Source organism: Paraliomyxa miuraensis, from assembly GCF_026337845.1.
Classification (GTDB): Bacteria; Myxococcota_A; Polyangia; order Nannocystales; family Nannocystaceae; genus Paraliomyxa; species Paraliomyxa miuraensis.
In genome coordinates this window covers 96,996-119,927 of the sequence record NZ_JAOVZF010000164.1, presented here as the reverse complement: position 1 = coordinate 119,927, position 22,932 = coordinate 96,996, and the positions used below count along the sequence as shown (strand labels likewise).

20 protein-coding genes are annotated in these 22,932 nt (G+C 69.7%); 9 read left to right on the top strand and 11 right to left on the bottom strand.

Going from position 1 to position 22,932, the window contains the following annotated elements:
• Window positions 1–29: 29 nt before the first annotated feature.
• Window positions 30–641, top strand: coding sequence for an acetyl-CoA carboxylase biotin carboxyl carrier protein (locus tag OEB96_RS43700; RefSeq protein WP_266222929.1), 612 nt, complete (start codon window positions 30–32; stop codon window positions 639–641).
• Here the strand turns inward: OEB96_RS43700 and OEB96_RS43695 are convergent.
• Entirely contained in the window at window positions 533–1,735 is a 1,203-nt protein-coding gene (locus OEB96_RS43695) for a serine/threonine-protein kinase (RefSeq protein ID WP_266222928.1), read from the bottom strand. The genes OEB96_RS43700 and OEB96_RS43695 overlap by 109 nt on opposite strands.
• Before the next feature lie 269 nt (window positions 1,736–2,004).
• Between OEB96_RS43695 and OEB96_RS43690 the strand changes: the two genes are divergently transcribed.
• From OEB96_RS43690 to OEB96_RS43680, 3 genes are all read left to right on the top strand, one after another.
• Entirely contained in the window at window positions 2,005–2,655 is a 651-nt protein-coding gene (locus OEB96_RS43690; RefSeq protein ID WP_266222927.1) for a hypothetical protein, read from the top strand.
• 914 nt (window positions 2,656–3,569) lie between these two features.
• Window positions 3,570–4,298: a hypothetical protein gene (locus tag OEB96_RS43685; protein WP_266222926.1), complete on the top strand. Its 729-nt coding sequence runs from the start codon at window positions 3,570–3,572 to the stop codon at window positions 4,296–4,298.
• A gap of 180 nt (window positions 4,299–4,478) precedes the next feature.
• Window positions 4,479–5,447 carry a hypothetical protein gene (locus tag OEB96_RS43680; protein ID WP_266222925.1) on the top strand — a complete coding sequence of 323 codons (969 nt, stop codon included), beginning with the start codon at window positions 4,479–4,481 and terminating at the stop codon, window positions 5,445–5,447.
• Window positions 5,448–5,450: 3 nt separating this feature from the next.
• Here the strand turns inward: OEB96_RS43680 and OEB96_RS43675 are convergent, their stop codons facing one another.
• Both OEB96_RS43675 and OEB96_RS43670 read right to left on the bottom strand, forming a co-directional pair.
• Window positions 5,451–7,325 carry a metallopeptidase TldD-related protein gene (locus tag OEB96_RS43675; RefSeq protein WP_266222924.1) on the bottom strand — a complete coding sequence of 625 codons (1,875 nt, stop codon included), beginning with the start codon at window positions 7,323–7,325 and terminating at the stop codon, window positions 5,451–5,453.
• On the bottom strand, window positions 7,322–9,205 hold the full coding sequence (locus OEB96_RS43670; RefSeq protein ID WP_266222923.1) for a TldD/PmbA family protein: 1,884 nt from the start codon (window positions 9,203–9,205) through the stop codon (window positions 7,322–7,324). The genes OEB96_RS43675 and OEB96_RS43670 overlap by 4 nt, the downstream gene beginning before the upstream one ends.
• A gap of 194 nt (window positions 9,206–9,399) precedes the next feature.
• Here OEB96_RS43670 and OEB96_RS43665 point away from each other — a divergent pair, with 194 nt between their 5' ends.
• Both OEB96_RS43665 and OEB96_RS43660 read left to right on the top strand, forming a co-directional pair.
• Window positions 9,400–10,776 (top strand): hypothetical protein, encoded by a 1,377-nt coding sequence (locus OEB96_RS43665; RefSeq protein ID WP_266222922.1) that lies wholly within the window; start codon window positions 9,400–9,402, stop codon window positions 10,774–10,776.
• Between the two features lie 71 nt (window positions 10,777–10,847).
• Window positions 10,848–12,221 (top strand): MYXO-CTERM sorting domain-containing protein, encoded by a 1,374-nt coding sequence (locus OEB96_RS43660; RefSeq protein WP_266222921.1) that lies wholly within the window; start codon window positions 10,848–10,850, stop codon window positions 12,219–12,221.
• Window positions 12,222–12,234: 13 nt separating this feature from the next.
• On the opposite strand, the gene OEB96_RS43655 is transcribed toward OEB96_RS43660, so the two are convergent.
• The 4 genes from OEB96_RS43655 to rsmH form a co-directional block, all read right to left on the bottom strand.
• Complete coding sequence (locus OEB96_RS43655; protein WP_266222920.1) at window positions 12,235–12,816, bottom strand: Uma2 family endonuclease; 582 nt, start codon at window positions 12,814–12,816, stop codon at window positions 12,235–12,237.
• A gap of 97 nt (window positions 12,817–12,913) precedes the next feature.
• A complete protein-coding gene (locus OEB96_RS43650) occupies window positions 12,914–14,953 on the bottom strand; it encodes a penicillin-binding transpeptidase domain-containing protein (protein WP_266222919.1) in 2,040 nt (679 codons plus the stop codon).
• 8 nt (window positions 14,954–14,961) lie between these two features.
• Complete coding sequence (locus OEB96_RS43645; RefSeq protein ID WP_266222918.1) at window positions 14,962–15,480, bottom strand: FtsB/FtsL family cell division protein; 519 nt, start codon at window positions 15,478–15,480, stop codon at window positions 14,962–14,964.
• Window positions 15,477–16,427, bottom strand: a complete 951-nt coding sequence (gene rsmH, locus OEB96_RS43640; protein ID WP_266222917.1) for a 16S rRNA (cytosine(1402)-N(4))-methyltransferase RsmH — start codon at window positions 16,425–16,427, stop codon at window positions 15,477–15,479. Before rsmH ends, OEB96_RS43645 begins: the two co-directional genes overlap by 4 nt.
• Before the next feature lie 260 nt (window positions 16,428–16,687).
• Between rsmH and OEB96_RS43635 the strand changes: the two genes are divergently transcribed.
• Window positions 16,688–17,458, top strand: coding sequence for a Fic family protein (locus tag OEB96_RS43635; RefSeq protein WP_266222916.1), 771 nt, complete (start codon window positions 16,688–16,690; stop codon window positions 17,456–17,458).
• Between the two features lie 13 nt (window positions 17,459–17,471).
• Complete coding sequence (gene ribA / locus OEB96_RS43630) at window positions 17,472–18,128, top strand: GTP cyclohydrolase II (RefSeq protein WP_266222915.1); 657 nt, start codon at window positions 17,472–17,474, stop codon at window positions 18,126–18,128.
• A 12-nt stretch (window positions 18,129–18,140) separates the two neighbouring features.
• Here the strand turns inward: ribA and OEB96_RS43625 are convergent, their stop codons facing one another.
• From OEB96_RS43625 to OEB96_RS43615, 3 genes are all read right to left on the bottom strand, one after another.
• Window positions 18,141–18,812 carry an RNA polymerase sigma factor gene (locus OEB96_RS43625; RefSeq protein ID WP_266222914.1) on the bottom strand — a complete coding sequence of 224 codons (672 nt, stop codon included), beginning with the start codon at window positions 18,810–18,812 and terminating at the stop codon, window positions 18,141–18,143.
• Between the two features lie 29 nt (window positions 18,813–18,841).
• Window positions 18,842–19,693 (bottom strand): DUF4215 domain-containing protein, encoded by an 852-nt coding sequence (locus OEB96_RS43620; RefSeq protein ID WP_266222913.1) that lies wholly within the window; start codon window positions 19,691–19,693, stop codon window positions 18,842–18,844.
• A gap of 191 nt (window positions 19,694–19,884) precedes the next feature.
• The gene (locus tag OEB96_RS43615; protein WP_266222912.1) at window positions 19,885–20,229 is read right to left on the bottom strand and encodes a hypothetical protein; all 345 of its coding nucleotides are present in this window, start codon (window positions 20,227–20,229) and stop codon (window positions 19,885–19,887) included.
• A gap of 351 nt (window positions 20,230–20,580) precedes the next feature.
• Between OEB96_RS43615 and OEB96_RS43610 the strand changes: the two genes are divergently transcribed.
• Window positions 20,581–22,143, top strand: a complete 1,563-nt coding sequence (locus OEB96_RS43610) for a leucine-rich repeat domain-containing protein (protein ID WP_266222911.1) — start codon at window positions 20,581–20,583, stop codon at window positions 22,141–22,143.
• Between the two features lie 84 nt (window positions 22,144–22,227).
• On the opposite strand, the gene OEB96_RS43605 is transcribed toward OEB96_RS43610, so the two are convergent.
• The gene (locus OEB96_RS43605) at window positions 22,228–22,869 is read right to left on the bottom strand and encodes a DNA methyltransferase (RefSeq protein WP_266222910.1); all 642 of its coding nucleotides are present in this window, start codon (window positions 22,867–22,869) and stop codon (window positions 22,228–22,230) included.
• Window positions 22,870–22,932: the final 63 nt, after the last annotated feature.

The following is a 22,932-nucleotide window of genomic DNA, read 5'->3' as shown; positions in this document are numbered from 1 at the left end:
GACGAGAGGACTACGAGGAGCGAGGCACGATGAAGCGAGCGCAGGTCGACGGACGGCTGTTCACCCCCGAGCTCGTGGCGCGGCTGGAACGCGACGGCACGGCCCTGGTGCTGCGCTCTCCCGCCGTGGGACTGTGGCGCGGAGCCCCGGCGGCGGGCAGCATGGTGAGCCCCGGAGGGTTGGTGGGCGAGCTGGAGATCCTGGGCGTGCTGCATCGCCTGCGGGCGCCCGACGACGCGGGAGGCGTCGTGCTCGAGCGCCCGGGCCCGGCGGCGGCGCGTCGAGCCGTGGCCTACGACGACGAGCTGCTGCGTCTGGACCCCGAAGCCGGCCCCGCGCGCGCGGGAGTGGGCGAGGGCGGCGGCGTGGCCCAGGCCGAAGCGGGGGGCCTGGTGTTTCGCAGCCCGTTGTCCGGCCGCTTCTATGTGCGGCCGGCCCCGGGCCAGGAGGCGTTCGTGAAGGCGGGCGACGTGATCGAGGTGGGCCGCACCGTGGCCCTGCTCGAGGTCATGAAGACCTTCAACCGCGTGGCCTATGGCGGCGAAGGGTTGCCATCTTCGGCGCGCGTGCTCGAGGTGGTGCCCGCCGACGAGGCCGACGTGGACGAGGACGACGTGCTGCTGAGGGTCGAGCCCGTGTAGGGCGACAGCACGCTGCCCAGGGCCGCGGCCATCACCAGGCCGGCCACCAACGCGAGCGAGCGGGGGGCGCTGTGGCGCTGCCGGCAGGCGGCGAGCGCCTCGAGCAGGGCCTCCATGGAGCGGTAGCGTCGCTTGGGATCGATCGACAGCCCGCGCCGCAGCACGCGGTAGAGCGACCGGGGCACGCCGCGGCGCGGTCCCACCGGCTGGCCCCGCATCAGCGAGCGCTGCAACGAGGGCAAGTCGTTGCCGGGGAAGGGACGTCGTCCGTAGAGCGCTTCGAACAGTGCCACGCAGAAGCTGAACTGATCGCTGGCGGGTCGCGGTGGGCCGCCCTCGAACTGCTCGGGGGCCATGTAGGCGGGCGTTCCCAGCACCGCGCCGGTGCGGGTGAGGTGCAGCGCCACGCTGCCGTTCTCGGCCTCGTCGAGGGTGGGCAGCAGCTCGGCCAGGCCGGCGCTGCGGGCCAGGCCGAAGTCGACCACGCGCGCCTGGCCGGACTCGTCGACGATCACGTTGTCGGGCTTGAAGTCGCGGTGGACGAGGCTGGCGCGGTGGGCCGCCGCCAGGCCCCGTCCGGCCTGGAGGAACACCTCGACGACGTCTCGCCAGCCACGGGGTCGGGCTCGCAGCCATCGCTGCAGCGTGCGGCCCTCGACCAGCTCCATCGCGATGAAGAGCGCACCGTCGTCGCTGGTGCCGACCTCGTAGATCATCGTCACGTTGGGGTGGCGGAGCCTGGCGAGCGCTTGCGCCTCCCGCAGCATGCGGGAGCGGGCCTGAAGGCCGCGTTGGGCCTCGACCTCGGGTCGCAGCACCTTGAGGGCGACCCGCCGGTCGAGCTCGGGATCGTAGCCCTCGAACACCACCCCCATGGCGCCGCTCCCGAGGCGGCGCAGCAGCCGGAAGCGGCCGAGCAGGGGGCGCTGCTCGGCGTCGACGGCCTCGAGCTCGGGAAGATCCCATGCACGGGAGGCCGAGGCTCCGGTCTCGGGTCCTTCCGAGGGCTCTTCGGAAGGCTCCTCCGAAGGACGGTCCAGTCGGGTCTGGGCCAGGGGATCGAAGGCGGAGACGTCGACGCGGGGCTGGTCCATGACGATCTCCATGACAGTAGAATAACTTTCAAAACTAACCTGAGTCAACAATGGATTTGAATCATTGGTTAGTTTTGGGACGGTGAAGGGCGTTCGTGTGGGTGGAGGTGGGATTCGAGCGGAGGGCGGGGAGGGTGCCGCTTGCCGCGCTTCGGTCGAACGCACGAACTCGGGAATCGCTAACAGCCAGATCTCGATCGCGATCCTCGAGGGCTTCGAGACGCCTTCGCATGCCCGCGTCGGCGATACTGCTCGCGGCAGCTTCCCCGATGGCCGAGCCCAACGACGACGATGACGAGCGAGCGCTGGCGCGACGCGAAGGCGCCTCGATGACCGCGCGCGAGGGCGCCTCGGTCGAAACCGCGGATCCCTACGAGCGCCAGTACATGAAGGGCGAGGGCCTGGTGCTCTACCGCGACAAGCAGCGGGCGCCGTGGATCATGAGTGCGCTCATCGGTGCGGGCGCGCTGGGGATATTGGTTCCGTTGGTCCTCGGTCAGCCTGGCGCATGGCTCGGTGCGCTCATCGGGCTGCCGATCTTCTTCTTGGTGTGGATGTTGTTCGCCGTGCTTCGCGTGACGGTGTCGCAGGGCAAGGTGCAGGTGCAGTACGGGTTGTTCGGCCCGACGATCCCGATCTCGGCGATCGAGTCGGTTGCGCCCACGGAGTACCGATGGACCGCGTTTGGTGGCTGGGGCATACGCCGGGGGCCCGACGGCAGCTGGCTGTACAACATGCCGGGCGATCAGGGCAGAGCGGTGCGGATCGAGTGGCGCGACGCCAAGGGACGCCGTCGCGTGACGCTGGTGGGTTCCAAGCACAACGTCGAGCTGGCCAAGACGATCGAGCAGGCTCGTCGTGCACTTCCGTCCGGCGCCGCTCGCGACGCATTGCCACCGGGCGAAGACGACGACGCATGACGAGTCGCGGGCAGGGACTCGCCGCCCACGAAGACGAGCGGGGTGAGACCTGACGGGTTTCACCCGCCGAAGTGAGCCGCCGCTACGTTGGGCGCGACGAAAGATTCAATTCTCCGGGCATGAAAGGCGCGTGGCCTGGGTCTCAGACGCACCGAAAGCCAAAGAAAGGAAGATGCGCTCGATGATCCCCTTCAGCCTCGTTCGTCATGTCACCTCCGTAGTCGTCTCGCTGCTCGGCTATCCCCGCACCATCGGTGACGAGCTGCGCGGCCGTCTGCTCGGCTGACGACGTCGCGGCCCATGGCGTCACGAGCGAGGGGCGTTCGACCGCTCCTCGCTCGTTTCGTCTGGGCCGCTCGATTGCGCTCGCTCGTACGAGCCTCGTTGCTTGGGATCGCCCACGAGGCAACTCGGAGCCCCGTCGGCCGTGATGATGGATGCCGACGCCATCGACCATTCGCAAGAAGGGTTTCATAGCGTCGATTCATTTCATTGCTAACGTGGGCAGGCCCGTCGGAGACGCTCCCTTGAGATTCCAGACCCCATCCCCCCGGCGCTGGCTCGTTGGGCTCCTGGTGGCCTTGATCGCGGCGGCGGTGCCCGAGGAGGCCCTGGCGGGACCACCCACGTTGCCTCCCGCCAATGCTGCGGGATCTCCGCGTTCGCTGGAGGCCGCACCGACCCTCGCCTTTGCCGACCGGGAGGGAGTGGTTCCCGTGCAACGGCCGACGGGCATGCAGGAACCCCAGCCGCTCACAGCCCCCGCCCGGATCACGACGACTCGGCCTCCATCGGCCCCTGCGACCTCGACCACCGCCCCAGCGACGCCCCCATCGCCGTCGACGACGAGTCCGACAAGCCCGCCTCCCTCGCTGATCCCCGAAGCCGATCCCATCCTCGACGACGACCCGGCCGTGGACGCGCCGAGGGCCGCGGGGCCTCGCTCGATCGAGCACCGCGGGGTGGTCGCCGACGTACGGGTCGGGATGCTCGGCTGCCGCGGCGCTTTCTGCCGCCAGGGTCACGATGCACGTCCGGGTGCCCGCGTGGGTGGCTTCCTCGGCGGGAACGTTCGCGGTTGGTTCGAGGCGGGCATCGGTGGGGGGTGGGGCACGCTGTCCTCCAACGTCACGCCGGGCACCAATGCCCTGCTGCTCTACGGTCTCGATCCGGCCGTGCTGCAACAGGCGCTCTGGGCCCAGGCAGCGGGCCTCTTGCAGGTCGATCTCGCGGGGCTGGCCGTGCAGGAGAACGAGCTGCGGGCCGCCCAGCTCGGACCGTCGTTCCGGGTCCACTTCGTTCCTCGTGGCCGAATCGGAGCCTTCGTGGGGAGTGGGGTGGGTTACAACCTGCTGCGAACCCGCTATCAGACCGCGGTCGGTCTCGTGGGCCTGGACTTCCACGGGATCGAGGTCCCGGTCGAGGCCAACCTCAGCGTGTACCTGATGGAGCACCTCGCGGTGGGCCTGCAATTCGACTACATGTGGACCTGGTACGGCGTGGCGGTGCTCGACCATCCGCAGCAGCGGGTGGCGCTGCCCATGGGCGTGCTGCAGGCGGCGGGCGAGCAGCAGGGGGTCGATCTCCGCGGACAGCTCCCGCAGCTCTGGACACTGGGCCTGGCCGTGCGCGGTCGGCTGTGAGGACGCTCGTGTGTCGGCCTCGCCGCCTCCACCGCCCCAACCCGACCCCACCTACCAACCCCATCCACCAAACGAGTGGGCTCGAGAGGTGAAAACCTCGGCGGGGTCGTTCGTTGACGCGACGCGCGGGGGCGTCCTACAGTCCCGCGCCGCGCCACGGTGCGCGACTGGGAGCACGATATGAAGCGTCTTCTCGCCAGCATCGGCCTGCTGAGCGCCCTGACCCTGGGCGGCTGCGACACCAAGAGTGGCACAACGGGCTTCGACATCCCGATGAGCAAGGATCTCGAGCCGGGCGGCGTGTACGTGGTCTACAACCACGGCTGCACCAAGGGCTGCGATCAGATCGAGAAGGGCGATCTCATCCAGAAGATCGACGGCAAGGCGGTCTCGACCGGCGCCGACTTCGATGCGGCCAACGTGATCGACGGCCAGCCCCACCAGCTCGAGGTGCGCAAGAAGGACGGGTCGACCGCGACGGTGGAGATCGTGGCCTCGCCCAAGACCGACATGCCGCCGCTCGAGAACGTGCCGCCGTTTTGGACCTCGGGGGCGGCCCGGCTGAACCAGGCGCCCGAGTGGGCGCGGCGCCGCATGTTCGGCCACGCCAGCCCCATGGCGATGCTGGTGAACACCGACGGCGGCATCTTCGACGGCCGGCAGCTCCACGGCAAGAAGCACCTGATGGTCTACTGGGATCGCGGCGACCGCGAGGAGCAGGCCGCCGCGGTGGCGCTCTTGCAGGTGCTGCAGAAGGCCCAGCCCGACCTCAAGGCCAAGGACATCGACATCATGTACATCCAGCTGCAGTTCCCCACGGGGCGGCAGGTGGCGATGAACGACAGCGATCTGCGCGAGTTCCAGAAGAAGTGGACGGTGGAGCAGGGCGGCCAGAAGCTGGCCCCGATTCCGATGTACCGCTTCCCCAACAAGACCGAGTTCAACGAGGCTCGTCAGCTCGGGATGGAGAACGCCTACACGGTGTTCGAGAACCTGGGCAAGAGCCCGGTGATCGTGCTGCTCGACGAGCGTGGCGTGGTGCGCTGGAACTCCGAGGGCTTGCAGCAGCCGCCGGCCGGCGCTCAGGTGGCCGACCCGGCGCAGTACACGATCATCGAGGCGGTCGAGTTCGCGCTGAACAAGCTGTAGCGGTCATTCGTTCGCATCGGGTTCGTCGGCGTCCTCGACCTCGACCGCCACGGTCGAGCGACGCAGGGGATGGGACAGCGTGGGCAGGCGCTCGTGCTCGCCGCGCTCGACCAACAGCTCGAGGCCGTCGATCAACAGATCGGGGGTGGTGATCGATACGTCGACGGTCTGGCTGAGGATCCCGTCCATGCCGACCTCGGCGGAGAAGCCCCCGAAGGCGCCCACGGGCAGGCGCAGGCGCTCGACGTGGTCGGCCTGGCCGACGGCGCGGATCCGTCGCAGGGCCCGCATGGACACGGGGGCGATCACGGCGCCGCGCACCAGGGTTCGCTTGCCGCTGCCATCGATGCGGTACACCCGGGCGGGCAGGGGGAGGGTGAGCTTGCCGGTGCCGGCATAGGCGGCGGCTCCGGGGCGCATCACGGGTCCCAGCACGGTGCCGTCGCGTAGCGACTCGATCACGTAGGCGAAGTCGTAGCCGTCCTCGCGTGCGCGCTGCAGCAGCTCGCGCTCGAGCGCGGCGGGGTTCTGCCCGCGCTTGCGGCTGCGCAGCTGCAGGTTGCTGAGCGTGGGGCCGATCTCGAGCGCGGGGGTCATGCGGGCGCGACCGTTGCTGCCGCTGCCGTGGTGGGGGTTGGGCACGCGGGTGAGCATGAGGTCGCGCAGCACCCCGGCTTCCACCAGGGTGAGGGGACCGGGCACGAAGCCCTCCACGTCGACGGCGTAGCTGCCGAACCCGTCGGGTCGCGTGGGGTCGTCGATGAGATCGAGGAACGGGGGGAGCACGGTCTTGCCGACCTTGCTCTGCCAGTCGGGCTCGAGCTCCATCAGCCGGCCGCCGTCGGACAGCGGGGCGGGCTGGCCCGAGGCCTCGGTGGCGACGGTGGAGGCCAGCAGCTGGGCGGCGGCGGGACCGAGCAGCAGGATCGGGCCGTCGTACTCCTCGTCGATCATGGGCGCGCGCTGCAGCTCGTCGAGCTCGCGCAGCACTCGGTCGACGAGCTGCTCGCCCTGGGCCAGCAGGGCGTCGTCGGCGGCGGGGATGCCCGTCAGGTGGATCGCCAGACCGTGGTCGAGGTGCATGCCGTCGTCGGCCTGGGTGTCGGCCACCACGGCCAGCACGGCACGGGCCCGGGTGCGGGTGACCACCAGGCCCTCGCTGCTGAGCACCGACTCGTGGCTCTCGAGGATCTGCAGGTGCACGTCGCCATTGTCGATGGAGGGCCAGTCCTCGAAGCGAGCGCTGAGCGAGCCCACCATGGCGGCGAGGCCGTCGCGATCGATCGGGGCCGCGGTGGCCAGGGTGACGTGCTCGCCCGCGGGGGCGGCGGGGCCGAGGTCGGCCACGGTGGTCTCGGTGCTGAGCTGCTCGAGCGCGACCTGCTTCTGCGAAAATGCCAGCGTCGCGCCGCGGAAGGCTCGATCGAGGGCCAGCCAGATCTGCTTGCGCAGGAACCGAGGCGAGGGCTCGCGGGGCACGTCGAAGCGAGTGATGCCCGCGTCGGAGCCCAGGAAGTTGGTGTCGTCGCGCTGGGGGGTGCCCACGCGCACCTCGGCCACGCCCGCGCTCTGGGCCTGCATCACGTTGGTGATGACGCCGCCGTAGGAGCCGTCGAGGCTGAGCAGCTGGGCGCGAACCCAGCGGGCCTCGGCGCGGTAGGGCGCGGGCGCGTCGGGGAGGCGGAGCTTGGCGATGCCGCGGGCGAGCTCCTCTTGTACGGCGGTGAGCTCGGCGCGCCCGTCCGCGCTCACCGTGGGCTTGGCAGACGGGGTGCTGGTGGGCGGGGCGACGGCGGCATGGCTCGCGGGGGTACCCCCTCCGTAGAAGAGGCCCAGCGCGAGCGCGACGGCCACGAGCGAGGAACGACGCGCGCTCATCCTTCACCTCCAGACTTCTTCTTGCCGGGTGTCTGGGCGGGCGCCTTGCCCGTCGACTTGCCGGCGGTATGGCTGGCCCCGCCGCTGCCGGGCGCCCCGAACCCTGGCGCGGGGAGCAACGGTGGTCGATCGCGATCATGGGCGGCACGCTCGATCTCGATGCTCTCGAGCAGCAGCGAGGGGCTCACCGCGCTCACCGGGACCCAGCCCGACTCGGCTCCGCACACGCCGTTGAAGATCCCGGGCTCGTCGCCGGTGGCCACGATCGTGTCGAACGAGGCCAGCGGGGTGCCCACGATCTCGACCCCGCGCACCAGCTCGTCGGGGCGGCCGTCGGCGTAGACGCGATAGACCATCAACGGGGTCACGCGGAACGCCTGGGGGCCGCTGCGATCGGTGATGGTGTAGCCGCCGTCGATGTCGGAGAAGCGCAGGCCATAGGGCCTGTCCTGGCGCTTGATCTCCTCGATGAGCTCCTGACGCAGCTCGCGGCTCGAGTAGGTCTTGCGCGAGGTCACCACGAGGTTGCCCTGGCGTGCGACGGTCTGGTAGCCGGGGGCGCGGCGCCCGTGGCCGTTGCTGCGGCGGAACGGGAGCACGGGCGAGCGTCCGAGCAGGAAGGTCTTGAGCCGTCCGCGGTCGACCAGCAGGGTGCGCTGGGCCGGCACGCCCTCGTCGTCGACGAAGTAGTGCCCCGAGAGCGGGATGCCGCCCAGGGTGGTCACGGTGGGATCGTCGACGACGTCGAGGAAGCCGGGGAGCACGCGGCGGTCGAGCTTGTCGGTGAACGTCTGGCCCTCGAGGTCGTCCTTTTGGCGGTGGCCCTCGAGGCGGTGTCCGAAGATCTCGTGGAAGAACACGCCCGCCGCACGGCCCTCGAGGATCGCGGGGCCGGTGTAGGGGTCGGCGATCGGGGCCTTGCGCAGCGCCAGCAGCTCCTCGCGCAGGCGGGTGGCGGTGGCGCGCAGGCGCTCGACGTCGGGGAGCTGCTCGGGGGTGTGGGCTTCGAACGACTCGGAGCGCTGCAGGTACATCCCATCGGCGGCCTGCGCTCTGGCCTCGAGCATGATCCGCAGTCGCACGCGTCCGGTCTGCACCCGAGAGCCCTCGGTGTTGACCATGAACTGGTTGTTGGCCTCGGCCGACAGCGAGACCGAGCTGCGCAGCACCAGCGGGTCGTCGCCGAGCTCGGCCGAGATCTCGGCCAGCACGTCGCGCCAGGCCTCCTGGGTCGCGGCCAGGTCGAGGCTCTGCTCGGGCTCGACGTGGACGGTGGGCTTTTCCTTGCTGAAGTCGGGGTGGACGGGGCCGTCGTCCTCGGAGCGCAGCTGCTCGCTGCTCTCCACGTCGCGAAGCTTGGAGACGGCGGCCTTGTACTGGGTCTCCGTGTCGAGCCAGATCGCCTGCGAGAGCGACAGCTCCACGTCGTCGAGGGTGATGGGCATTCCCGAGCCGAGGCCGTTGCCCGGGCCATGGTCGCCGCCCTGGCTGTGGCTGTTGTCGCGCTGCCGGTCGCCCACGCGCACGTCGATGTCGAGCACGCGATTGCGGTCTCGGTCCTCGCGCAGCAGCGCGCCGTCCTCGGCCTCGAGGTAGAGCTCGTCGACGGCGGTGACGGTGTAGCCCATGTAGTAGGCCGGGGGATCGAGGTCGGGCGAGGACAGCGCGGCGAAGTTGCGCTGGAGCTCCGCCTCGAGCATGTCGAGCAGCGCCGCGGGATCGCCCTTGTCGGCCTTGGCCCGGTCCATCACGATGCGCGGCCCCTTGCCGCGCGTCGGGCCCCACACGCGATCGTCGGGGGGCTGACCGGGACCGGGGCGGCACGCCAGCGCGAGGGCGCCCATCAGGGCGAGGGCACCGAGGGCACGGGGGGGCGACATCGCCGACAAGGGTAGCGTGCCGCTGCACCGGCCACGAGACGGCCCGTGTTGCGCGAGCGACGCCCTGGGGTGAGTCGCGTCCGGCGGTCGGGTCCGGCCGGTGCGTCCGGCCGCCGCGCCCGGCATCGCGCAGGTCATCGCGCATGCCATCTCGCGCGGGGGGGCCTCGGTTGGGGGGTACCATGGTCGTCATCATGAAGCTCGTGCGTTGGTCTTCGTTGGCGTTGCTGGGGGCGTTGGGTGGCTGTTTCGAGGACCCGACCAACATCGATCCCGACACGGGCAGCTCGGGCGACGCGGGCAGCGAGACCGCACCGACCGGCCCGGGTACCACGACGACCACGACGAGCACGGCCACGGTGGGCGACACGACGGTGGGCCCGACCACGGGATCGACGGAGACGGGGGACACCACGGGAGAGCCACCGCTGGTGTGCATCGACGGGGTGCTGGAGCCGCCGGTGGGCTCGGGGCTGGTGCAGACCCCCACCGCACCCGCGGGCGACGACTTCGAGGGCAGCTGCGGCGGCGCGGGCAGCAACGACGTGGCCTACCAGTGGGATGTGCCGTTCGACGGCTTCTTCGTGCTCGATACCCAGGGATCCGACTTCGACACGCTGCTCTACCTGCGCGACGACTGCGAGGGCAGCGAGCTGGCCTGCAACGACGACGCGGAGGGCTCGGTCTCGTCGCGGATCGTGGGGCCGTTTGGGCAGGACGATCGGTTGCTGGTGGTGGTCGATGGCAAGGCGGGCGAGACGGGCACCGCGGTGCTGAACATCAACCCGGTGGAGTGCCCCAGCGCCGACCTCACCGGGCAGCCGCTGCCCGAGACGTTCTCCAACGTGGCCGGGACCAACACCCACGGGGGGGCCTGCGGGGGCGATGGCAACCCGGAGCGAGCGTTTCGCTGGCAGGCGGAGGCCGATGGCCTGCATGCCTTCCGCGTGGACACGGGGGCGTTCCAGCCCGCGGTCTACCTCGAGGAGGGGCCGATCTGCGGCGGACCGCAGCTCCAGTGCAACGGGCCGGCGTTCGGTCGCTCGGAGGTGATGCGCGTGCTCTCGGCTGGCGAGTATGTGACGATCTTCGTCGACAGCACGAGCGGCGCGGGCGACTTCGACATCGACATCGAGCTGCTCGCCGAGACCTGCCCCGGAGCGGCGCTCGTGCCTCCCATCGTGGGTGACATCGACGACTACGGCAACGTGATGAGCTCCTCGTGTGGGCCGTCGGGCTACCAGGAGGGCGGTACGTTCTACGACTACGCCGATGCCACGTTCTCGTGGACCTCACCGGGGATGGTGGGCGACAACAGCGGCTGCGACATCACGGTGACCTCGGGCTTCGGGGTCGCGCTGTCGCTGCAGCAGGGCTCGTGCGACGGGCCCGAGGTGCAGTGCGAGGAAGGGGTGTTCGACGCGGCGGCGGGAATGTACTCGGCGACGGTGTCGGTGGGGCACATTCCGCCCACGGAGTTCACGGTGGTCGTGTCGCCCACGCAGGAGGCGTGGATGTGGCTCGGGGGCTCGGGGTTCACGATCGACGTCAACTGCTTCGCGGTGGCGTAGCGGCGCGGGATGGCGATGGGCGGCCCGCGCAGGGGCTCGCCGTACTACGATTGCGCTGCGAGGGACTACCCATGACACGCGGGCTCGAGACCACCACCACGCGCTTGCTCACCGTTCCCGTCGTCGGGGCGCTCGTCATGACCGCGGCCGGCTCGGCCCGGGCCGCCACGCCCACCTACTACAACAACCTCGCGGCGTTCGAGGCCGACATCATCGTCAGCGTCACCGACGACTATCAGAACCCGGCGTACGTGTTCAACCAGAGCGACGCGGTGATGAGCGCCGTGATCGGGGAGACCGACTACATGACCACGGGGCACCTGAACTGGAACCTCGTGGTGGGAGGCGGCCACTACTGTGCCGGCTGCAACGGCTCGTTCCAGCTCTCGTTCCAGACCACCAGCGTGGGCAACGTGGTCGGCGTCAACGGGGCGGGCTTCGACATTGCCTCGTCCGACAACACGTACTTCGCGTACATCACGTTCGGCGACGGCACCACGGCCAACATCCAGCTCCCGCCGGCAGGCACGTTCTGGGGCGTGGCCGCGCCCGAGCGGATCCAGAGCATCCACGTGGGGCTCAGCGGCGGCGGCTCGACCACGAACGGCTACATCGAGATCGACGACCTCATCGTTGGTGATGGGCCGGTGGGCACCTGCATGATCGACGCCGACTGCATCGACGATCTCGATCCGTGCACCGATCAGGTGTGCAACATGGGGCTGTGCACGTACCCGTTCAACACCGACCCCTGCGACGACGACGAGGTCTGCACCGAGAACGACGTGTGCTCGGGAGGCCTTTGCCAGGGCTCGCTGGTGAGCTGCGACGACGGCAACGCCTGCACGCTCGACTACTGCGACTTCGGGGTCGGCTGCGCTCAGCTGGATCTCACCGATCCTTGCGACGACGGGGACCCGTGCACCGAGATGGACGCGTGCTCGGGGGGCGCCTGCATGGGCATGCCGACCAACTGCGCCGACGACGACGTGTGCACGGCGGACTCGTGCGATCCGGTCATGGGGTGTGTGAGCGACGTGATCTCCGGGTGCTGCACGAACGACGACTACTGCGGGGAGGAGGAGGTCTGCGACCTCGATGCGCAGGAGTGCGTGCCCGCGGCGGGCAGCACGGGCGGGGGCGGGAGCACGGGGCCGGTGGACTCGGGGGACACGGTCGGGCCGACGGGCACCGGGGCGGCGGACAGCAGCGGTGGAGGCGGCGAGGATGTCGGTGCCACGACCGTGCTCGGCGACTCCGGTGGCAGCACCGGCGGCGCGAGCACGAGCGACACCGGGGCCGGCCTCGACGATGGTGCGATCACGCCGGGATCGTCGGGGTGCGGGTGCAGCAACGGCGCCTCGCCGCAGGGGGAGCGGGGGTGGTGGTTGGTGGTGATACTCGGAGCGCTGGCGCGGCGCCGACGCTCGCGAGCACGCGGCTGAGCGGCGTTGGACTTCAGCTCGACGGAACCTCGAGCACGTCGGTGTAGATGCGGTCGACCTCGATCGAGCACGACAGCGAGGGCAGTGCGGCCAACTCGCCGGCTCCGTAGGTTCTCAGGAGCCAGCCGCCATCGTCTTGGCGGGTGAAGATTTCGATCCGCGGCTTGGTCTGCGAGGCGATGACGTAGTAGGCCATCGAAGGGATGGTCTGGTACGCGGCGAATTTCTCGCCGCGGTCGTATGCCTCGGTGGACTCCGAGAGCACCTCGATCACCACCTGCGGGTTGGTGAGGGTGTCCTTGGTGTCGTCGGCATACTCGGGCTTGCTGCAGACCACGGAGGCATCGGGATACACGTAGCGGGGCGTGTTGGGGATCTTCACGCGCATGTCGGAGGTATGGACCCGACATCCGCGACCGAACAGCGCGTTGCGGAGCTCCCCGATCAGGTTTGCGGCGATGGCCGCGTGGTCGCCGGTGCCGCCGGACATCGCAAACAACTCGCCGTTCGCGTACTCGTGCTTCTCCTGCGACGCCCGTTCGAACGCGAGGTATTCGTCCTCGGTCATGCTCGAGCTCGCGGCCGCCTGCGCCATGGGTCGAGCATTGCGCATCCTCCGGGGTGTGTCCACTGGACCCTCGACGATGGTGAGCGCCTCTGGGGGCGCGAGCGGACGGCCCACCCAGGCCCACTCAGGCCGGTGCCTCGAACAGCACGTCGACCACCGCCCCTTGCTCGACCGGCCCGGGCGGCAGGCTCTGCATCACCGCGATCCCGGTCCCTTGCGGTCGCGCGGTGACCCCGATCCGCTCGCACACGTCGAGCGTCTCCGCGACCGTCAGCCCGGTCAGGTCCGGCAGCCCGCCCACCACGCTCGGCGCCCGCTGCCCGGGCAGCCGCGGTTCGATGTCGGTGATGGGCGTGAAGCCCTCGACCAGCACGGTGCTGTCGGCCATCAGGCGAATGGGATCGAGCGCCGGCCTGGTGCCGTCCTCGCGCTCGACTCCGAGGTAGGTCATCACCCGCGTGCCCAGTCGCGAGAAGGTGGGCGCGGCGACCTCGTTGCCGTAGTGCCCGCCCTGCGGGCTGTCGACGGAGACCAGGATCACCACCCGGGGATCCCTCGCCGGCACCGCGCCCACGAACGAGGCAAAGTAGTCGTCCTCGGCGTAGCCACCGCTCTCGTGGTTGGCCTTCTGGGCGGTCGAGGTCTTGCCGGCCACCCGGTAGCCCTCGATCACGGCGTTGCGCCCGGTGCCCGCCTTGGTGTGCACCACGCTCTCGAGCATCTCGAGCACGGTCTTGGCGGTGGCGATCCGCACGACCCGCTCGGGCTCGGGCCGCGGCAGCTCGACCGGCTCGCCGTCGGCGTCGATCACCTGCCGCACGATCGTGGGCGGGTTGTAGACGCCATCGTTGGCGAGCACCGAGAACGCAGCCGCCACCTGCAAGGGGCTGGCGGTCATGCCCTGGCCGAACGAGACGTTGGCGCCCTGGATGTCGGACCACTTCTCCCAGTGGTGCAGCACGCCCGCGGTGGCGCCGGGCAGCTCGATGGCCGGGCGCTCGCCGAAGTGGAAGCGCCGCGCCCAGCGATGCAGGCTCTCCTTGCGCAGCCGCTCGTAGATCTTGGTGGTGCAGATGTTCGACGACACGGCCAGGATCTCGGTCACGCTCAGCCACTCGGAGCGCTTGGTGTCCTTGATCGCGTGCTCGTCGGTGTACTGCCAGCGGCCGTTTTCGCAGAAGAAGCTCTCGTCCTTGCGGATCACGCCCTGCTCGAGCGCGGCGGCCACGGTGATCGCCTTCATGGTCGACCCGGGCTCGAAGTCGGCCTGCACGGCCTGGTTGACCGTCTGCGGCAGCCTCTCGATCGGGTGGTTGGGATCGAAGGTGGGCCGGCTGGTCATCGCCAGCACCTCGCCCGTCTTCGGATCCATCACCACGATGCTGGCGCTGACCGGGGTCCAGTTCTCGACCAGCGTGTTGATCTCCTCCTCGGCCATGGCCTGGATCGCGGAGTCGATGGTGAGCACCACCGTGTGCCCGCGCGAGACCCCGGGATCGGGGAAGCCCTCGGTGAGCAGCTTCTTGCCGCGCGCGAAGTAGGCGGGGCTCATGGCGTCGCGGCCCCGCAGGTGCTCGTCGAGCCCGTACTCGATGCCCAGGTTGCCCTTGCCCTGGGCGTTGACGCGGCCGAGCACGTGCGAGGCCAGCAGCTTGCGCGGGTACACGCGGTGCGGCACCGGCTCGAGGCTGACGCCGGGTAGCTTCTTGGCCCGCAGCGCGTCGGTCTGAGGATCGTCGAGCACCATGCGCAGGCGGCGGTAGGCCTTGTCCTGGGACAGCTCCTCGCGCAGGTACTCGGGATCCTCGCCGGGGAACAGCTCGATGATCGCGGCGATCACCGCCTCGGTCTGCTCCTGCGCGGTGATGAGCCGCGGGTTGAGCACGATCTTGTGCACGCGATCGGTCACCGCCAGCGAGATGTAGCTGCGGTCCACGACGTCGCCGCGACTGGCCTTGACCTTGTAGCTGCGTAGCTGCTGGCGGTTGCCCTGCTCGGCCAGCGGCTCGTGCTGGGCCACGGCCACGTTCCACGAGCGCAGCCCCAGGCCGGCGAGGGCCAGCATGAGCACGCCCCCCACCAGCCACGACCGGCGCTGTACCGCGCGCAGGTCGCTGGCCATGGGCTTCATCACCAGCGCTTGGGATCGCCGCAAGAGGTTCATTTGCGTGCCTACTCCGAGGGGGAAGGGTCCGAGGAGGACTGCGACTGGGTAGGGGGCTCGGGTGCCTGCAGGCGAATGGTCTGCACGAGGTCGGGCGACATGGGGATCATCTGGAGGTGGTTGCGTGCGACCTCACCGATGTGCGTGGGGTGTCGCAGGTAGGCGCGCTCGGCCGCGAGGCGGCGGCGCTGGTCGAGCAGGTTGGCCTGCTCGGCGGTCAGCTCGGTGATCTCGGCGCCCAGCTCGAGCACCCGCGTGGTCGCGTGGACCCGGGCGATGCCGATCGCGGTGAGCACCCCCACGACGAGGGTGAGCAGCAGCGAGGTGCCGGCCGGGGTGGCCCGGCGACGGTCGTCGAGGCCGCGCGACGTGGGCGAGGCCGCCGGCATGTCGCTGCTGCGCTGCCAGCCGTGGGGACGAGCCTCGTGCTTCTTCTGTCGGCGACGACGGAGCGACGCACGTGGCGATCCCAGCGAGGGCTCGGTCGAGGATTGGCTCGTGGGCGGCATCGAGGGTGGCATGGTCATTGGGCCAGGCGCTCCAGCACGCGAAGGCGGGCGCTACGGGCCCGCGGGTTGCGGTCGAGCTCCTCGGGGCTGGGGGTCACCCCGCGCTCGAAGCCCGAGGGCACGCCAAAGCGCGGCCGCGGCAGCTCGTGCGCGAGCAGGGGCAGGTGAGCCGGTGGCTGGGGAGGCCGGCCGAGCGCCCGCCACCGGTGCTTGACCCGGCGGTCCTCGAGGGAGTGGAAGGTGATCACGGCCAGGCGTCCGCCCACCATCAGCAGCGACGGGGCGTCGCTGAGGAATTGGTCGAGCTGTGACAGCTCGTCGTTGACCTCGATGCGCAGCGCCATGAACGTGCGCGTGGCCGGGTGGATGCGTCCGGCCAGCTTGCGCCGCTGCGGGGCGCTCATGGCCTCGGCGACGACCTCGGCCAGGCCCCGGGTGGTGGTGGGACGGGCTCGGACGATGGCGGCGGCGATCCGCTTGGCGTCGGGCTCTTCGCCGTACTCGCGCAGGATCCGTGTGAGGTCCCCCGCATCGATCCGAGCCAGCAGCTCGGCCGCGCTACGGCCCTGGGTCGGGTCCATCCTCATGTCGAGGGGCCCGTCGCCGCGAAACGAGAACCCGCGCTCGGGCTGGTCGAGCTGCATCGAGGAAACCCCGAGATCGGCGACGATGGCCGCCACCTCCTCGACCCCCAGGCGGGCCAGCGACTCGGCCATGGTGGCGAACCCCGCATGGACGAAGGTCAGCGGACAGGGCGGGCTCATCCGCTCCAGGCGTTCGCGGGCCAGGGCCAGGGCATGGGGGTCGCGGTCGAACAGGATCGCCCGGCTGGGGGCGGTCGCGGTCAGCAGCGCCGCCGTATGTCCGCCCAGACCGACCGTGGCGTCGATCAGCACCCGGGATGGCCCGTTCCCGGTGAGCGCGGGGCGCAGCGCGGCAACGACCTCGTCGGTCAGCACCGTCATGTGAGCTACGCTGGGATCGCCCATGGGAGCCCGCCCGACGTGCCCATCTTTCGGGTCTGGCGTCAAATTTCCTGCCAGGATCGCCGAGCGCCGCCGTGTCGAATTTCCGCTTGGATCCCGTGAGGTTACGCGATCCAAGGTTGACCCGGCCGGGGCGAGTCAGTAGCGTGCGCGTCCTGATCCCCGGGGGGCGCCTCGGGGGTGGCCCCGCCCTCAACCCGCTCCAAATTCGCCATGCCCATGGGAGCCGAGACCAATCGATGATTCCGCCCCGTAGCAGGAACTATCGCCAGCTCCACGAGGCCTCGGAGCTGCTCTGGGAGAAGCTCGGAATGCTCGCGCCGACCCAGCGCGAGAGCTTCGACGAGCGCTTCTTGATGTCGTGGATCTACCATGACTTCGCGCTGGAGGGCACGGTCCTCCAGATCGCGGAGATCAAGGCCGCGATCGACGACGAGATCATCAGCTCGCCCAGCCTCATCCCCGCCTACAACCACGTGATCGCGATGCGCGACGGCATTCGCTACGTGCTGGAGTCGCGCGGCAAGCGGCTGACCCTCAACCTCGACTGGCTCAAGAAGCTGCACCACCTGCTGCTGCCGGTCGACAAGAAGGATCAGATCCAGTACCGCAAGGACAATCCGATCCACCGGATGTACTTCCACGACCTCGCACCGGCCGACAAGATCAGCTACCGCATGCGCAAGCTGACCGACTGGTTTCGCACCGACGAGTGCAAGCGGGCGCATCCCATCGAGCTGGCGGTCGAGGTGCACCGCGAGGTGATCCGCATCTTCCCGTGGCCGGAGATCAGCGGGCGGGTGGCGCGGCTGGCGATGAACCACATCCTGTGCAACGAGGGCTACTGGCCAGGCACCATCCATGCGATCGATCGGCAGCGCTACTACGACGTGCTGCGGCTCGATCAGGACCAGCTACTGACGCTGGTGGTGGAGAGCATCGAGCAAGGGGTGGAGTCGAGCAACAAGCTCTACCAGGACATCGTCGACGCCACGCGGGCTGCCCGGTGAGCGCGAGGGTCCCATGCGCATTCCGCCGTTCAATGCCTCGCTGACCGTGGTGGATCGAAGTCCGCCGCTGGTCATCGTGACGACCGAGGCGAAGCTGCCCACGAAGTTCGGGGAGTTTCGGATCGTGGCGTTCGAGATCGACGGCGGGCGGCGGCTCGACGACGTGGCGATCGTGCGGGGGGACGTGAGGGGGTGGACGGAGGTGCCGGTGCGGATGCACAGCGAGTGCCTCACGGGCGACGTGCTGGGGTCGACGCGGTGCGACTGCGGGGATCAGCTGCACGAGGCAATGCGGCGGATCGCGGGGGCGGAGCGGGGAATCCTGCTGTACCTGCGGCAAGAGGGGCGTGGGATCGGGATCGCCAACAAGATCCGGGCGTATGCGCTGCAAGACGAAGGACTCGACACGGTGGACGCGAACCGACACCTGGGGTTCGATGACGATCTGCGGCGGTATGATCTGGCGGCGGGGATGATCGAAGCGTTGGGAGTGGGGTCGATCGAGCTGCACACCAACAATCCCAAGAAGGTCGAGGGGCTGCGAGAGATGGGGATCGAGGTGGTGCGGCGGGTTCCGTTGCAGGTGGGGGTGCGGGAGGAGAATCGGCGCTACCTCGACACGAAGCGACGGCGGTCGGGCCACCTGCTCGATCTGGATGGGGACGAGTAGGGAGCGCGCGCCCTAGCTGCTGCTCCCGTCCGACTCTTCGCCCTCGACCCGTGCCCGCAGCTGCCTGGCCCAGCCCTCGAGGTCGGTGATCGTGGAGTTGTACTGCTCGGGGTTCTGCGCGAGCCGTTCCACCGCGAGCGCGAGCTGCTCCTTGCCCCGTCGCAGCCGCGTGTGCACGGTGGCGGTGGGCAGATCGAGCAGCTCGCCGATCTCCCGCCCGCTCATCTCCTCGAACAGCGACAGCTCGAGCACCACCTGGTAGCTCAGCGGCAGCGAGCGCAGTCCCTGCACCATCAGGCTCTGCTGGTGCTGCTGGTGCATCACCGTGCCCGTCGACTTGACCGAGTCGAGGTAGCTGACACAGCACTGCTCGAAGTCGTCGCGCTCGATCTCTCGCTTGTGCTGCTTGGTGTAGTAGCGGCGCAGCTGGTTCAGCGCCACGCCGAACACGTAGCTGCGAAAGCTCTTGCTCGAGCGAATGCCCTCGTGTCCACGCGTGCAGGCCAGCAGCGTCTCGCTCACCAGATCGGCCACGTCCTGGGAATCGGAGACCTTGTTGTGGAAGAACCGGGTGAGCAGGCCCAGGTAGCGCCGCATCAGCTCCTCGCCGGCGTCGCGTCGACCCTGCTGCCAGCGCTCGAGCAGGATCCAGTCGGGCGTCTCACCCTCGTCGTCGGATGGCACGGCGGGTTGCTCCTCGTTCGTCGTCTCGCTCAGCCCATCGTGGTGCCGCCGGTGCTGGTGCCGGTGCCCGTGTCCGTGCCCGAGCTGGAACCGGAGCTGCTGCCGCTGCTGCCGCTGCTGTCGCTCGTGCTGGTCCCCAGCCCGCAGGCGCAGGTGCTGATCCCTGGCGGCATGCCGATGCACTCGCAATCGTCCTCCACCTCGCAGCTGCTGTCGCAGCCGTCGCCGTTGACGAGGTTGCCGTCGTCGCAGCCCTCGGCAAAGCCCACGGTCACCTCGGGGATCGTGGTGTCGAGCCACATGCCGTCACCACAGAGCGGGCCGCACAGCGTGGGCTCGCCAAAGCACATCCAGCCCGGCTCGACCTTGCAGACGGGCGAGCAGCCGGGGCTCGGGTTGCCCAGGTCCTCGCCCGAGTCGCACTCCTCGCCCGGGTTGATGAAGCCGTCGCCGCACTTGTAGCAATCGCTCGGCTGTCCGGTGCACGTGTAGAGCGGATCGATGCGACAACCCGAGCAGCCGTCGGCCACCATCATGTCGCCGTCGTCGCACTCCTCCTCGGGATCGATCACACCGTCGCCGCAGGTGTCGAGCAGCTCGCAGGTGCTCATCCACTCCATCGGCTCCACCGGCTCGCCCCCGCTCTCGTCGCCGCCGCTCGGCACGGGCACCTCGGGCGTGCAGCCCCACTCGGGGTCGACCGTGCAGGTCGCCATGTCGCAGCCCATCGGCGGCGGCAAGCCCTCGCAGGTCTCACCAGCCTCGAGCAGGCCGTTGCCACACACGGGATCCGGCGGGGGTGGTGGAGGGTCGTCCCCCTTGCACGAAGGGCCCAGCAGGAGCGCGGTGGCAACGAGACAGAGGAGCGGTCGCGTGGTCACGGACCGCCATGCTCGCCCAAAGCGGTGCCGAGCGCTACGGCCGCTTCGCCTGATTTTCCGCTCCCACGACGCTGCGGCGGGGCCTGCGAAGCGGAGCGCCACGATGAACGACGCCGGTCGGCTCGATGCTCGCAGTCGGGCGAGCAGAGCGCGACCGGCGTGACGACGAGACGAGCTCGGCGTCTGCCCCGCTACAGACCTTGCGCCGCCGTTGGGGCGCCGCCGCCACCGCTGGGCTGGCGAAGCAACTGGCGAACCATGCGGACCACCGACTTGACCACCGGATGGCCCTTGATGAAGACGACCCCGACCACGTGCTTCTCGTCGCCCGAGACGAGCACTGCGTGGTCACCCACCAGCACGCGCACGGACGGCTCGTTGGCGATCTGCCGCAGCTTGACCGCTTCGAGCACGATCGGTTTCCACTTCTCGTCCCCGACCCACGACGGCTCACCGCCGCCCTGCGCCTGCTCCGCAGTCTGGTCGAGTACCGCCACGATCCCGTCGTGACGCAGGACGCGCTCAATCTTGTTCATCACCATTTCGAAGACCTGATCCCCCGGCAGATGTGGTTGCCCTTCGCCGACGTTCGGCGACCACGCACCCTTTTTTACAAAACCGAACCAGACGCGTCAATCACGCTGCGGGCTTCGCGACGGACTGCCTTGCGTGTGACACGCTCGGCCGTCCTCGTCCAGTAGAGGCCCGAGAACGCCATTATCCAGGGGAGCGCGGAGGTCCCGCCCTCCCCGGGGGTCCGAGTCACGCAAATTCCGCAGGCGCCGCTGGCGTCGCGACTGCGCCAATTGCACCCGATTCGCTCCGATCCAGTCCTCCCGCACGGGACGTCCACGACCCTCCGTCCAGGGCTGCTAAGAACGGCCTCCGTGATCCGTCGCGCGTGCTTGGCTGCCCTGGCGCTGCTGTCGTGGGCCGGCTGCAAGGACGACCCCACGCCGCCGCCGCCCCCGGTGCAAGGGACCTCGTCTCCGGTCCCGTTGCCGAGGACCGTGTCGGACGATCCAACCCGGGTGGTCGTCCACCACGCCGATCAACTCGACCACGTCGATCTGTCCCAGGTGCGATTCCTCGACCTGGCGATGTCGCCCGCCGACCAGGTCGGCTTCCTCGACGAGATCGACCCCGCGACCACGTGCACGCGGCTCGACCTGGTCGCGCTGGCCACCAAGACCCCGGCCCTTCGCAAGCTGAGGATCTCGGGGTGCCAGGGTGCAGTGCATGCCGGGCTCTCGGCGTTCGGCACTCGCATCGACACCCTCGAGCTGGCCGACCTGGTGCTCGACGGCGTGACCATCGGCAACCTCGCCGGTCTTCGCGGGCTTCACACCCTGGTGCTGACGCGGGTGGATGCCGGAGCCGATCCCATGCAGCCGCTGCGAGCGCTTCGCCTGCGCCACCTGGTGCTCCGCGATCTACAGCCCGACAGCGACGTGGCGCTGATGCTCGACCTGTGGCCCGCGTCGCTGACCCGGGTGGAGCTCTCCGGTGAGTGGGCGGGACACAAGGCGATGCTCACGCTCTCGCGGGCGGCCGCGCTGCAGGTGCTGGAGCTGCGCAACACCAGGGTGGGCAATTTCTCGCTCAACCAGATCAAGACCCTGCTGCAGCTGCGCGACGTGACCTTCGAGGGCCCCACGTTCAACGACAACAGCCCGCTCTACTTCCGCGATCTTCCGGTCGAGCGCTTCTCGTGCACGTGCAGCAAGCTCGGCGACGGAGGCTTGCGATCGCTGCGGCACTCCAAGGGCATCACCCGGCTCGAGCTGCACGAGACCGACGTGACCGGCCCCGGCCTCGAGCCGCTCACCGAGCTGGCCTACTTGCGCGAGCTGGTGCTGCTCGACCGCGACATCGGGGAGGAAGGGCTCGAGCACCTGACGATGCTCTCCAAGCTCGAGCTGCTCGAGCTCTCCGGGGCGATCGAGGACCCCAGCATGAAGGGGCTGGGAGGGCTGGTGACGCTGAAGACGCTGCGGCTCTCCCATCCCGAGATCGACGATCGCATTGGGACACAGCTCGGCAAGCTGACGCGGCTGCAGTGGCTGGACCTTGGGGGCACGCAGATCTCCGACGAGGGGCTCGAGGGCCTGGCCGGTCTGTCGCAGCTCCGCACGCTGCACCTCGACCACACGCGCGTGACCAACCGCGGACTTCAGCACATCGGCGAGCTCGTCACGCTGCAAGAGCTGTCGCTGCAATCGACCGATCTGGTCGACGAAGGCGTGGCGCACCTGCGCAAGCTCCAGCAGCTGGAGACGCTGCGGCTCGATCGCACGCTGGTGACCGACGCCGCGATCGACACCCTGGTGGAGCTTCGGAGTCTGCGACGGCTCAACCTGGCCTACACGGTGGTGTCCGCCGCAGGCGTGGCGCGGCTGCGCTCGTTGCCGCAGCTCGAGGTGCTGGAGCTCGAGGGGATCCGCGGCTGAGCGGGCCACCACCGGCCACCGGCCACCGGCCGTGTCGAGCTCGCGCATGCGACGGGACATCGGACGCGCGGAGCCTCGAGCGGCTCAGGCGTCGAGCACGAGCCGCTGGGCCTTGCGCACGCGCTTGCTCGACAGCTCCACGCCGATCCCATCGAGCCCCTGCGCATTGGCGACGGCCAGGATCGTCCCGTGCCCGCAGAACGGATCGACCACCACGCGACAGGTCGTGTGCTCGACGAGGAACCGGCACGTTGCAGCCGCGGCGCTCATCGGCATGGCGCGGGCCCAGGTCATCCCACCGAGCAGCGGCAGCACGTCGGGCGTCGATGCGCTCGCGGGTAGCCGCAGCTCCTTCGAGAACGCCAGCCAGTGTCCATAGGCCGGCCGCCCGAAGGTGGTGTGACCCGGTGCGACGCGGCAGACGATCTTGTGCCACAGGCAAGACAGCCCCGCGTCCTCGGCCGCACGCTGCACCAGGCTCGCCTTGTCGATCCATCGCCCGTCGTGCTTGATGTCGGTCTGATAGAAGACCGCGACCGCCCGCGGATCGACGCGACTGCACACGAGCGTGGCGGTCTCGAGAAACCACGTGCGCCAGGCCGGCAGCCCCAGCGCGGGCAGCTCGGAGACGTCGGGCAGCGAGGTCACCAGCGCATGCTCGGGCCCCAGCTCGGCCCGATGCAGCCACTGCACGCCGTCGCCATGGTGCACGGTACGGGTGGGCATGGGTCACCCGGCACGGTAGCGCAGGCGCCCCGCCGGCGCTGGCTCGACGCGCGGCAATCGCGG

Excerpts from the sequence above, each read along its gene's own strand:
- OEB96_RS43700 (WP_266222929.1), top strand. The coding sequence starts at position 30 with ATGAAGCGAGCGCAGGTCGACGGACGGCTGTTCACCCCCGAGCTCGTG.
- OEB96_RS43695 (WP_266222928.1), bottom strand. The coding sequence starts at position 1,735 with ATGGACCAGCCCCGCGTCGACGTCTCCGCCTTCGATCCCCTGGCCCAG.
- OEB96_RS43690 (WP_266222927.1), top strand. The coding sequence starts at position 2,005 with ATGGCCGAGCCCAACGACGACGATGACGAGCGAGCGCTGGCGCGACGC.
- OEB96_RS43680 (WP_266222925.1), top strand. The coding sequence starts at position 4,479 with ATGAAGCGTCTTCTCGCCAGCATCGGCCTGCTGAGCGCCCTGACCCTG.
- OEB96_RS43675 (WP_266222924.1), bottom strand. The coding sequence starts at position 7,325 with ATGAGCGCGCGTCGTTCCTCGCTCGTGGCCGTCGCGCTCGCGCTGGGC.
- OEB96_RS43670 (WP_266222923.1), bottom strand. The coding sequence starts at position 9,205 with ATGTCGCCCCCCCGTGCCCTCGGTGCCCTCGCCCTGATGGGCGCCCTC.
- OEB96_RS43665 (WP_266222922.1), top strand. The coding sequence starts at position 9,400 with ATGAAGCTCGTGCGTTGGTCTTCGTTGGCGTTGCTGGGGGCGTTGGGT.
- OEB96_RS43660 (WP_266222921.1), top strand. The coding sequence starts at position 10,848 with ATGACACGCGGGCTCGAGACCACCACCACGCGCTTGCTCACCGTTCCC.
- OEB96_RS43655 (WP_266222920.1), bottom strand. The coding sequence starts at position 12,816 with ATGGCGCAGGCGGCCGCGAGCTCGAGCATGACCGAGGACGAATACCTC.
- OEB96_RS43650 (WP_266222919.1), bottom strand. The coding sequence starts at position 14,953 with ATGAACCTCTTGCGGCGATCCCAAGCGCTGGTGATGAAGCCCATGGCC.
- OEB96_RS43645 (WP_266222918.1), bottom strand. The coding sequence starts at position 15,480 with ATGACCATGCCACCCTCGATGCCGCCCACGAGCCAATCCTCGACCGAG.
- rsmH (WP_266222917.1), bottom strand. The coding sequence starts at position 16,427 with ATGACGGTGCTGACCGACGAGGTCGTTGCCGCGCTGCGCCCCGCGCTC.
- OEB96_RS43635 (WP_266222916.1), top strand. The coding sequence starts at position 16,688 with ATGATTCCGCCCCGTAGCAGGAACTATCGCCAGCTCCACGAGGCCTCG.
- ribA (WP_266222915.1), top strand. The coding sequence starts at position 17,472 with ATGCGCATTCCGCCGTTCAATGCCTCGCTGACCGTGGTGGATCGAAGT.
- OEB96_RS43615 (WP_266222912.1), bottom strand. The coding sequence starts at position 20,229 with ATGAACAAGATTGAGCGCGTCCTGCGTCACGACGGGATCGTGGCGGTA.
- OEB96_RS43605 (WP_266222910.1), bottom strand. The coding sequence starts at position 22,869 with ATGCCCACCCGTACCGTGCACCATGGCGACGGCGTGCAGTGGCTGCAT.